Annotated in this window: 9 protein-coding genes, 2 pseudogenes and 1 riboswitch; of the genes and pseudogenes, 6 read left to right on the top strand and 5 right to left on the bottom strand. The window is 70.7% G+C overall.

The annotated features are described in order from the left end of the window. Positions 1–74: 74 nt before the first annotated feature. Positions 75–164, top strand: a riboswitch (glycine riboswitch). 119 nt (positions 165–283) lie between these two features. From ACFQV6_RS13525 to ACFQV6_RS13535, 3 genes are all read left to right on the top strand, one after another. Next, a complete protein-coding gene (locus ACFQV6_RS13525) occupies positions 284–1,618 on the top strand; it encodes an L-serine ammonia-lyase (protein WP_378027787.1) in 1,335 nt (444 codons plus the stop codon). 174 nt (positions 1,619–1,792) lie between these two features. Then, positions 1,793–2,899, top strand: coding sequence for an S-(hydroxymethyl)mycothiol dehydrogenase (locus tag ACFQV6_RS13530; protein WP_378027788.1), 1,107 nt, complete (start codon positions 1,793–1,795; stop codon positions 2,897–2,899). Then, on the top strand, positions 2,896–3,507 hold the full coding sequence (locus ACFQV6_RS13535) for an MBL fold metallo-hydrolase (RefSeq protein ID WP_378027789.1): 612 nt from the start codon (positions 2,896–2,898) through the stop codon (positions 3,505–3,507). The genes ACFQV6_RS13530 and ACFQV6_RS13535 overlap by 4 nt, the downstream gene beginning before the upstream one ends. A gap of 175 nt (positions 3,508–3,682) precedes the next feature. On the opposite strand, the gene ACFQV6_RS13540 is transcribed toward ACFQV6_RS13535, so the two are convergent. Together ACFQV6_RS13540 and ACFQV6_RS13545 are read right to left on the bottom strand one after the other, a co-directional pair. Beyond that, the gene (locus ACFQV6_RS13540; RefSeq protein ID WP_378027790.1) at positions 3,683–4,243 is read right to left on the bottom strand and encodes a dihydrofolate reductase family protein; all 561 of its coding nucleotides are present in this window, start codon (positions 4,241–4,243) and stop codon (positions 3,683–3,685) included. Between the two features lie 215 nt (positions 4,244–4,458). Then, positions 4,459–4,929: pseudogene (locus ACFQV6_RS13545) on the bottom strand (sugar nucleotide-binding protein); the annotation flags it as partial. Positions 4,930–5,176: 247 nt separating this feature from the next. Here ACFQV6_RS13545 and ACFQV6_RS13550 point away from each other — a divergent pair. Next, on the top strand, positions 5,177–5,935 hold the full coding sequence (locus ACFQV6_RS13550) for a class I SAM-dependent methyltransferase (RefSeq protein WP_378027791.1): 759 nt from the start codon (positions 5,177–5,179) through the stop codon (positions 5,933–5,935). A gap of 76 nt (positions 5,936–6,011) precedes the next feature. On the opposite strand, the pseudogene ACFQV6_RS13555 reads toward ACFQV6_RS13550, so the two are convergent. Beyond that, positions 6,012–6,911: pseudogene (locus ACFQV6_RS13555) on the bottom strand (DUF2867 domain-containing protein); the annotation flags it as partial. A 54-nt stretch (positions 6,912–6,965) separates the two neighbouring features. Here ACFQV6_RS13555 and ACFQV6_RS13560 point away from each other — a divergent pair. Next, complete coding sequence (locus tag ACFQV6_RS13560) at positions 6,966–7,571, top strand: TetR/AcrR family transcriptional regulator (protein WP_378027792.1); 606 nt, start codon at positions 6,966–6,968, stop codon at positions 7,569–7,571. Positions 7,572–7,634: 63 nt separating this feature from the next. Here ACFQV6_RS13560 and ACFQV6_RS13565 read toward each other — a convergent pair whose 3' ends face one another. Next, positions 7,635–8,375: an ABC transporter permease gene (locus tag ACFQV6_RS13565; protein WP_378027793.1), complete on the bottom strand. Its 741-nt coding sequence runs from the start codon at positions 8,373–8,375 to the stop codon at positions 7,635–7,637. Next, a complete protein-coding gene (locus ACFQV6_RS13570) occupies positions 8,375–9,097 on the bottom strand; it encodes an ABC transporter ATP-binding protein (RefSeq protein ID WP_378027794.1) in 723 nt (240 codons plus the stop codon). The genes ACFQV6_RS13565 and ACFQV6_RS13570 overlap by 1 nt, the downstream gene beginning before the upstream one ends. A gap of 123 nt (positions 9,098–9,220) precedes the next feature. On the opposite strand from ACFQV6_RS13570, the gene ccmD reads away from it, so the two are divergent. Next, the coding region (ccmD, locus tag ACFQV6_RS13575; RefSeq protein ID WP_378027795.1) for a heme exporter protein CcmD at positions 9,221–10,029 on the top strand (809 nt) is incomplete at its 3' end.

The raw sequence follows: 10,029 nt of genomic DNA on the forward strand, positions 1-10,029 counted from the left end.
CGGTCCGCCCGCCGGTTGACGGCATGCCGCGGGCCCGGATAGCTTTTCCAGCGACAACCGAATACCTCGCCGTTTCACCCGCTGCGGGAGAGTCCCCTGCTGGGGGCGCCGAAGGAGCAACTTCTCCCTCAGAATCTCTCAGGCACCCGTACCGCTGCGGGCAGGCGACTCTGGAAAGCCGGCCGCTTCATGGCGGCCGCGCCCAAGGTGCAAGCCGCCCCGGCGGTGAAGCTCTCAGGCCCCAATGACAGAGCGAGGGAGGCCCACCTCAGGGAGCCTCCGCATGGCTGTGTCCGTCTTTGATCTCTTCTCGGTCGGCATCGGCCCGTCCAGTTCGCACACCGTCGGCCCGATGCGCGCGGCCCGCCTCTTCGCCTCCTCGGTCACCGGCCTGCCGGTCGCCACCGTGCGGGCCGAGCTTTTCGGCTCGCTGGGCGCGACCGGTCACGGTCACGGCACGCCCAAGGCCGTGCTGCTCGGGCTGGAGGGTTCGGACCCGGAGACGGTCGACGTCACGACCGCCGACGCGCGGGCGGCGCAGATCCGCGACGCCGGGACCCTCACCCTTCCGGGCGGCCGCGACGTGGCTGCCGACATCGTGCTGCACCGGCGGCGGACCCTGCCGGGCCATCCCAACGGGATGATCTTCACTGCGCTTCGCGCCGACGGCACCGAGCTGCTGCGCAAGACCTATTTCTCGGTCGGCGGCGGCTTCGTCGTCGATGAGACAAACCATGGGGTACGCCCGAACGACACCGATCTTCCCTACCCGTTCGCCACGGGCGCCCAACTGCTGTCGCTGACCCGGTCCACCGGCCTGTCGATCTCGCGACTGATGCTGGTCAACGAGACGGCGTGGCGCGACGAGACCGCGGTCCGGTCCGGTCTGCTCCACCTGTGGACCGTGATGGGGGAGTGCATCGACCTGGGGCTCGACGCGGAGGGCATCCTGCCGGGTGGCCTGCGCGTGCGGCGGCGTGCGGCGGCCACCGCCCGTCAGCTGCGGGCGGCCGGCAGTGCGGCAGAGCATTCGATGGAGTGGCTCACGGCGTACGCGATGGCAGTTAATGAGCAGAACGCAGCCGGCGGCCGGGTGGTGACCGCGCCCACCAACGGCGCGGCCGGCATCATCCCGGCGGTGATGCGCTACTACCGGGAGTTCGTGCCCGGTGCCGACGACGACGGGGTGGTGCGGTTCCTGCTGACGGCGGCGGCGATCGGGCTGCTGTTCAAGGAGAACGCGTCGATCTCCGGTGCCGAGGTGGGCTGCCAGGGCGAGGTGGGTTCGGCGTGCGCGATGGCGGCGGCCGGGCTCGCCGAAGTGCTCGGTGGCACGCCCGAGCAGGTGGAGAACGCCGCGGAGATCGGCATGGAACACAACCTGGGGCTGACCTGCGATCCCGTCGGTGGCCTGGTGCAGATCCCGTGCATCGAGCGCAACGGGATGGCCGCGGTGAAGGCGGTGACCGCCGCGAAGATGGCGCTGCGCGGCGACGGCCGGCACCACGTCTCGCTGGACAAGGTCATCAAGACGATGAAGGAGACCGGCGCCGACATGAAGGTCAAATACAAGGAGACGGCCCGCGGCGGCCTCGCCGTGAACGTCATCGAGTGCTGAACGCGTCCCGTTCGTCGCGGCGCCGCGCTCCCGGTTTCGGCTCTCCCGGCGCGCTCTCGGTTTCGTCTCTCCCGGCGCGCGCGGCGCGCGGGGTGAAGTCGGGCGGGGGGCTCGCCGGAGTCGTTATTCTGGCCAATTGATCGCCCCGTTCGCCCGCTCGGAGGGAATCTCGAGATGCAGCAGGTCAGAGCCGTCATCGCGCGTGCCAAGGGTGCTCCCGTCGAGCTGGTGACGATCAACGTGCCGGATCCGGGGCCGGGCGAGGCGGTGGTGAAGATTCAGGCGTGCGGGGTGTGCCACACCGACCTGCACTACCGCGAGGGCGGCATCAACGACGACTTCCCGTTCCTGCTCGGGCACGAGGCGGCCGGCGTGGTGGAGGCCGTCGGTGACGGCGTCACCGATGTGGCGCCGGGCGACTTCGTCGTGCTCAACTGGCGTGCCGTCTGCGGCCAGTGCCGGGCCTGCAAGCGGGGCGACCTGCACTACTGCTTCAACACGCACAACGCGAAGCAGAAGATGACCCTGGAGGACGGCACCGAGCTGTCACCCGCCCTGGGCATCGGCGCGTTCGCGGAGAAGACGCTGGTCGCGGCCGGGCAGTGCACCAAGGTTGACCCGTCGGCGCGGGCCGCGGCCGTGGGCCTGCTGGGCTGCGGCGTGATGGCCGGCATCGGCGCCGCGATCAACACCGGCGCGGTGACCCGGGGCAAGTCGGTGGCCGTGATCGGCTGCGGTGGTGTCGGCGTCGCGGCGATCGCGGGATCGGCCCTGGCCGGCGCGAGCCCGATCATCGCGGTCGACATCGACGCCCGCAAACTGGAGACGGCCCGCAGGATGGGCGCCACCCACGTCGTCGACTCGTCGAAGACCGACCCGGTCGCCGAGATCAAGCGGATCGCCGCGGAAACCTACGAGGGTGCCGACGGCGCGGACGTGGTGATCGAGGCGGTGGGCCGGCCGGAGACGTGGAAGCAGGCGTTCTACGCTCGCGACCTGGCCGGCCTGCTCGTCCTCGTCGGCGTGCCGACACCGGACATGAAGGTGCCCGACCTGCCGCTGATCGACATCTTCGGCCGCGGCGGCGCGCTCAAGTCCAGCTGGTACGGCGACTGCCTCCCCAGCCGCGACTTCCCCCTGCTCGTGGACCTGTACAAGCAGGGCCGCCTCGACCTGGACGCCTTCGTGACCGAGGAGATCAGCATCGAGGACGTCGAAGCGGCGTTCGGCCGGATGCACGGTCACGCCGAGCCGGTGCTGCGCTCGGTGGTGGTTCTGTGAGCAAGGCTCGGATCGATCACGCGGTGGTCGCCGGTACGTTCAGCCTCGACGGGCAGACCTTCGACGTCGACAACAACATCTGGGTTGTCGGGGACGACAGCGAGTGCGTAGTGATCGACGCACCGCACGACGTCGACGCCATCCTCGCCGTGGTCGGCGAGCGCCGGCTGACCGCGATCATCTGCACCCACGCGCACGACGACCATGTCCGGGTAGCTCCCGCCCTGCGGGAAAGCACCGGCGCACCGATCCTGCTGCATCCCGCCGACCGCCCGCTGTGGGAGCTCACCCACGGCACCACCAAGGCCTGGGACTCCGACCTGGCCGACGGCGACACGATCAACGCCGGCGGAACCACCCTGACCGTCCTGCACACCCCGGGCCACGCGCCGGGGGCGGTCTGCCTGTACGCCGCCGACCTCGGACAGGTCTTCACCGGCGACACCCTCTTCAACGGGGGCCCGGGCGCCACCGGCCGCTCCTACTCCGACGCCGACCTGATCGTCGCGTCGATCCGGGAGAAACTGTTCGCCCTGCCCGACGAGACCGTCGTCCACACGGGCCACGGCGACGACACCACTATCGGGGCCGAGCGCCAGAACCTCTGAGCCTCCGCCACTCCCTGTCCGGATTGTCGCCCGGGCCGGATTGTCGCCCGGCCCGGATTGTCGCCCGGCCCGGCGCCTCGCCCGGCCCGGCGCCTCGCCCGGCCCGGCGCCTCGCCCGGCCCGGATTGTCGCCCTGCCCGGATTGTCGCCCGGCTCGGCCCGGACCGTCTGCGTCTCAGGGCGCCACCGCGTAGCGGAGGAAGGCCACGCCGTTGTCGAAGCGGCGCATGTCGAGCAGATTGAGGTCGGCGCGGATGTCACTGGCGAAGAAGCGGTGGCCACCGCCGACGATGGCCGGGCCGATGATCAGCTGGAATTCGTCGACGAGGCCCGCGCGGATGGCCTGGGAGGCGAGGTCGGGGCCGTCGACGGTGAGATCACGATCGGACTCGGCCTTGAGTTTGCGGATGGCTTCGGGGTCGAAGGTGCGTTCCAGCCGGGTGCGGCCGGTGGTGACCTCATCCAGGGTCGTGGAGTAGACGACCTTGTCGGCGGCCTGCCAGATCCGGGCACAGTCGACCATGAAATCGGGCTGGTCGGGGAGGGCGTCGGCGGTCTCCCAGTAGGACATCACCTCGTACATCTTGCGGCCGTAGAGGTAGGTCCCGAACTCGCGCATCCGATCGTTCATGAAGCGGTGCGACTCCTCCTCGGGAGCGCCCCAGCCGAAGTTGCCGTCGCGATCGCTCACGAATCCGTCGACCGACATGATCATCGAGTAGATCAGCTTAGCCATGAACCGACGCTAGCCCGACCGGTTGTGATTTGCAACCGGTCGGGCTAGCGGTGCTCCGGGCCGGGCGGGTGCTGATACGTGCCCCATCGACGGCTCGGCACGTTCAGCCGTAGCCGGGGTACCGAATAGCTTGCTCATGAGGTATCGCGGCGACGGCTCGGCGCTTCGAGCCGTAGCTGGGCCACCGAATCGCCGGGGTTACCAGCAGTGACTGATCAGGTCCGGCCAAGTGGCGGCGGCGCCGGGGCGGCGAGGAACTCGCGGACGCCCCGGAGGCGGGTGACCAGGCGGGATCGGGTGATCGAGCAGTCCAGGCGTACGTCCAAAGGGCCCGGCGGACCCACCCGCGCGCGCAGACCCGCGGCCAGCCTGCCCGCGTCCAGGCCGTCGCGGTTCGCGATGAGCGTGCCCAGTTCGTGGCGGTTGACGGCGTCGGGACCTGCCACATGGTGGATGCCGGAGTACGTGGAGTCGGCGAGTTCCAGCAGCGCCGCGGCCAGGTCGGTGACGTGGACCGGGCATCGGACATCGTCGGTGAAGAGCACGCCGGACGCGGCCCCAGAGGCGAGCGCGTGCACCGTCGCCTCGTGGGCCGACTCGCCGTTGCCGATGATGAGCGACGTCCGCGCGATGACGGCAGTCGGCGTCAGCCCCTTGACCGCTCCACGCGCCTCGGCTCGTCCTGCCTCGCCCCAACGCGCCCCGCCCCGGCCTGCCTTGCGCCTACGGCCTGTCGCGTGATCTCACGTCCGAGAAGGCCGCTCCCACCGATTACCAATAGATCCATCGCGGACACGGTAGCGCCGCTCAAGTTGCCGCGTTCCAGCGAATGGCCGAACGCCGCCCCGCGCCCCCTGCGATTACTTCGGTGAATGTCCGGCAGGAACAGATACTCGGTTGACCGGCCCACCCCGGCCAGGCACCGTCGCGGTCATGGATGAGGCGACACGGGCGAACCGCGCGGCGTGGGAGGCGGCCTCGGAGAAGTATGTCCGCGAGTACGAGGACATGCTCACCGTCGCAGCGGAAGGCTCCTCCCTCATCGATCTCGAGCGGCGCCTGCTGCACGACGTGCTCAAGGACCGGCCCGCGGTGGTGCACTGGCAGAGCGGCAACGCCACAGACGACGCCGCTCTCCTCCAGGCGGGCGCAAAATCGGTCATCGGCGTCGACTTCAGCGAGGTCGCCGCACACGCGGCCCAGCGCCGAGCCGACGCGCTGGGCATTCCCTGCCGCTACATCGTGGCCGCGCTGCCCGGTGCCCCTCTCGCCAACGGCTGTGCCGACCTGGTCTACACCGGCAAGGGCGGCTTCATCTGGATGCCGGACGTGGACCTCTGGGCCCGCGACATAGCCCGGCTACTGCGCCCGTCCGGTCATCTCTTCATCTACGACGAACACCCGGCCGCGCCGCTGTGGAGCTGGGACGAGGACGAGCCCCGGATCCGCCCGGACCGCAGCTACTTCGCCGCGGGCCACATCAACGACTCCTTCCCCGCCGGCGGCGCAGTCCAGCGCCAGGCCACCCTCGGCGAGGTCGTCACGGCGGTGGCCTCGGCCGGGCTGGAGATCGTGCGCCTGGAGGAATACGCCGAGCCGTTCTGGCGAATGGGCGGGGTGTCGGCAGCCGCATGGGAAGGCCGCCTACCGAACGCATTCGCGCTGCTCGCCCGCCGCCCCACCGCTGGCTGACGCCACCTCTCCGCTGGGTGACGCTGTTCTGCCGCCGGCCGGCGGTGCGGGCGGCGCGGCGGAGCATCGCCCGGACCACGGCGGGATGGGCGAGTCGCACCACGCCGAGGTAGGCGCTGCCGCTGCGCGATTTGACGGTCGCATGCGTGGACAGCGTGACGGTAGTGCCGTCATCATCCGGCTCCACCAGCACGCTCGCGCGGAAGTCGAGATGCCCCGCATCAGTGCCGAGCAGCACCTCGTTGCCGGCGCGCGCGACCGTCGCGAAAGCGGACCGATCGCCACGCTCGATGCCGAGGGGTGCGGCCACCGCGTTGCGCAGGCCCAGCAGGGCGGTCACTGCGGGCGGTGGATCGCGGAAGATCCGGTCGGCCCACTCCTGCGAATCGGTGGTCGTTCCTGGATGCAGACGTACGGCATAAGCGTCACTCAGGTCCGGCCGGGGAAGTGCGCTGTGCAGCAGCGTCGCCCGCTCAGGAACCGGCACGGCTCGCACCCGGGCGCTTGCCGAGGCCACCACGAGCTTCGCCCGCAACGGGTAGCGGACGGGCCGGGCCGCGGTGCCGGTGGTGGCCCGCTCGGCGTTGTCGAGCAGGTGCTCCAGGACGGTGTCGTGGCAGGTACGGATCACGGCCGGCCACAGCAGCCGCATGACGCCCTCGAGCCGTGCGGTCATCCGGTGCCGCAACACGCACGAGTCCGGCCCGGCGTCCTCCACCTCGAACGTGTGGGTGCCGTGCGCGCCGATCCGCGGATCGAACGCGAACTCCACCCGGCGGCCCGGCTCATACGCCGTGACCCGGTAGCGCACCCGCCCGTGCCCACCGTCAGCTCCCACACCGAGCGGGCGGTCGAGCCGCATCGGGATCCACGTAGGCGACGGCCAGAGCGGATCCCCCGGTGAGCCGATCCGGTCGAGCAGCCGGCCCACCTCAGCGGCAGGTGCGGCGATGACGCGTTCATGCACGTTCTCCACGGTGACCAGCCTTCCATACGGAAGCGTATGTTTTCCGTACTGTAGCGTATGGACATGTCCTCGAACCGCCTCTCTGTCAACGACTGGACAGCCGCAGCGCTGGAAGCGATCGGCCGCGGCGGGCTGGCAGCGGTGGCGGTGGAGCCCTTGGCCGCCCGCCTCGGCGCGACCAAGGGCAGCTTCTACTGGCACTTCACCAACCGCGACGCCCTGATCGAAGCCGCCCTCCAGCGCTGGGAACGCGACCACACCGACGCCGTGATCGCCCTGGTCGAAGCGGAATCCGACCCGCTCGCCAGGCTCCGCCTCCTGGTCTCCACGGTGATCGATTCGACGAGGATCCCGCACGCCGACTCGATTGAACTGGCCATGCTCGCCACCGCCGGCCATCCGCACGTGGCGCCGGTGCTGGCGCGGGTCACTGAACGCCGTGTCTCGTACACATCAGCTCTTTTCGAAGCTCTCGGGTTGCCGGCCACCGAGGCCCGGCAGCGGGGGTTGATGGCGGTGAGTGCCTACCTGGGCCATGCGCAGCTGGCCCACGCCGCGCCACAGGTCGTGCCGAGCACCGACGCGGACCTGCACTCCTACGTCGACCGCATGGTCCAGCTGCTCACCGCCCCCTTGATCAGCCCTGATCCGGGTGAAGCCGGCCGTTGACCCGGCCATCGATCTATGGGCGACCCGCCTTGGACGAGGCCGCCCGCTGGCCATCCGGGTCTGTCAGATGTCTCGACGGCGGTGAACGGCCAGGGCCACGGCGACCACGATCAGCGGCCACAACGCATAGGCGAGCCAGGCAGCCGTGACGGAGGTGTAGAGCACGCCGACCGCCTCGGGCGACCCGTATCCCAGAGTCAGGCGCTGCCAGCCGGGGACGATCATCGCGTGGTTGATCGCTCGTGGCAGCTCCTCACGGCTGGAGAACAGCTGCGGCACCAGGACCAGCAGCAGGATGCCCGAGACGTGGACCACGCCGCCGTGGCGCAGCAACACCGCCAGCCCGAGCCCGATCAGTGCGCACGCCGGTCCCAGCAGGGTTGCGCCGAGCACTGCTGTCACCGTTGCCGGCCCGTCCGCCGAGCCGGGAAGCAGGAGGCGGGCTACCGCGTACGAGCCGAGCGCGGTCAGCCCGCCCACGACGGTCCACAGTGCGGCGACCACCACCGCCTTGGCCAGCACCACCTCCGCGCGGGCCGGCACCGCCACCGTGGTCGCCCGGATCAGCCCGCTGCTGTACTCACCGAGCATGACGGTCGCGCCGAAGCTCGTGGCCACCACGACCAGAGCGAGATATCCCGCGAGGGGGAAGGCGTCGCCGACCGCGAAGCCCTCCGATGTCTGCTTCATCTGTGCGCTCGTCGCCGCTGAGCCGATCACGACGGCCGCCGTCAGGCCGAGCGCCCACCAGGTGGAGCGCAGCGAGCGGGTCTTGAGCCATTCGGCCGCGATCACGTCACGCATCACGCACCCCCGGCGCGGTAGTCGACGCTTGCTGAGGTCAGATCCAGGAAGGCGTCCTCCAAGGATCTGTCCGGCCCGGCCAGCTCGTTCACCGAACCGGACGCGAGCAGCCGCCCCTGCCCGATCACCACGAGGTGATCGGCGGTCGCGGCCATCTCGCCGATCAGGTGACTGGAGAGGAAGACCGTGCGGCCCTCGGCGGCGAGGCGCCGGAACAGTCCGCGGGCCCAGCGCACCCCCTCGGGGTCCATCCCGTTCACCGGTTCGTCGAACACGAGCACCGGCGGATCACCGAGGAGCGCCGTCGCGACGCCCAGCCGTTGCCGCATCCCGAGGGAGAACGTGCCGACGCGCCGCCCCGCCACACCGGTCAGCCCGACCTCGCCGAGGACCTCGTCGGCCCTCCGGCGCGGCAGGCCGTTGCTGCGGGCGAGCGCCCGAAGATGCACCGCCGCTGTCAGGCCGGGGTGTGCCTGCTGCTGATCCAGCAGGGCGCCCGCGTGCCGCAGACCACGCCGGTGCTTGCCGAACCGCACGCCGCTGATGGTGGCGCTGCCGCTTGTCGGAGCGTCGAGCCCGAGCAGGATCCGCAGGGTGGTCGTCTTTCCGGCGCCGTTGGGGCCGAGGAAACCGGTGACCCGGCCCGGCTCGGCGGTGAAGGACAGGCCGTCCACCGCCATAGCCCGTCCGTACCGTTTGATCAGTTGGTCGACGTGAATCATGCCGACACGGTCCCGCGTGCCGGGCCGTCCCGTCATCGGCCCATGGGCGATGCCCTTTGCCTACCGTGGTTGTAGTCCCGTGGTTGGATGCCCGCCCCCGGCCGCGTCGTTACGATCGGCCGCATGCCCATCCCGCCGCGCCGCCGAACCCTTCCGACAGAGGTCTGGGTGGCGCTGATCTGGGGCCTCGCGGTGTTCAACACGCTGCGCGGCTATTCGGGGATTCCCGGGATGCCGGCCGGGCTCCCGCAACCGCCCGCATGGTGCTGGGCGCTGATCGCCGGGTCGGTCGCGGCGGGGTTCGCGGCGTCCACGCAGGTGCGCCGCCGGCCACTCGCCGCACTGTATGTATTGGTCGTCGCCGCGGTCATCCTGGTCCTCGCGGTGGGTTCGCAGGGGCTCGCCGGCCATCCCGATCAGATGCTGGGGTATTTCCTGATCGCCGCCGACATTGCTTTCGGGTGGATCGTGGCGACCCGGCCGACCTGGGTGTGGTGGGTCGCTTCGGTGCCGATGCTCACCGCGCTGCCGGTCAACACGACCCTGCGGGCCGCCTTCCGGCAGCCCGACCCCGCCGGGTGGGTCGGCTGGGAGCTGAACAGCGCGGTCTGGATGGCGTACGCGGTACTGCCGGCCCTGGTCGCCGGCCTGATCGGCTACTCGGTCCGGCAGGCCCGGGAGTATGCGAGACGGCTCAGCGAGCAGGCCGCAGCCCAGGCCGTGGTCGCCGAACGCCTGCGGATCTCCCGTGAGCTTCACGATCACGTCGCGCACAGCGTCGGCGTCATCGCCCTGCAGGCCGGAGCCGCGGCCCGCGTCATGGACTCCCAGCCGGAGCGAGCCCGCCAGGCGATGTATGCCATCGAGGCAACCAGCCGCGACACCCTGTCCGGCCTACGCCGCCTGCTCGGCGGCCTCCGCGACTCCGAGAG

The organism is Actinoplanes sp. GCM10030250 (genome assembly GCF_042666575.1).
GTDB lineage: Bacteria > Actinomycetota > Actinomycetes > Mycobacteriales > Micromonosporaceae > Actinoplanes.

Coding starts and splice junctions, on each gene's coding strand:
- ACFQV6_RS13525 (WP_378027787.1), top strand. CDS start 284: ATGGCTGTGTCCGTCTTTGATCTCTTCTCGGTCGGCATCGGCCCGTCC.
- ACFQV6_RS13560 (WP_378027792.1), top strand. CDS start 6,966: ATGTCCTCGAACCGCCTCTCTGTCAACGACTGGACAGCCGCAGCGCTG.
- ACFQV6_RS13530 (WP_378027788.1), top strand. CDS start 1,793: ATGCAGCAGGTCAGAGCCGTCATCGCGCGTGCCAAGGGTGCTCCCGTC.
- ACFQV6_RS13565 (WP_378027793.1), bottom strand. CDS start 8,375: ATGCGTGACGTGATCGCGGCCGAATGGCTCAAGACCCGCTCGCTGCGC.
- ACFQV6_RS13570 (WP_378027794.1), bottom strand. CDS start 9,097: ATGATTCACGTCGACCAACTGATCAAACGGTACGGACGGGCTATGGCG.
- ACFQV6_RS13550 (WP_378027791.1), top strand. CDS start 5,177: ATGGATGAGGCGACACGGGCGAACCGCGCGGCGTGGGAGGCGGCCTCG.
- ACFQV6_RS13540 (WP_378027790.1), bottom strand. CDS start 4,243: ATGGCTAAGCTGATCTACTCGATGATCATGTCGGTCGACGGATTCGTG.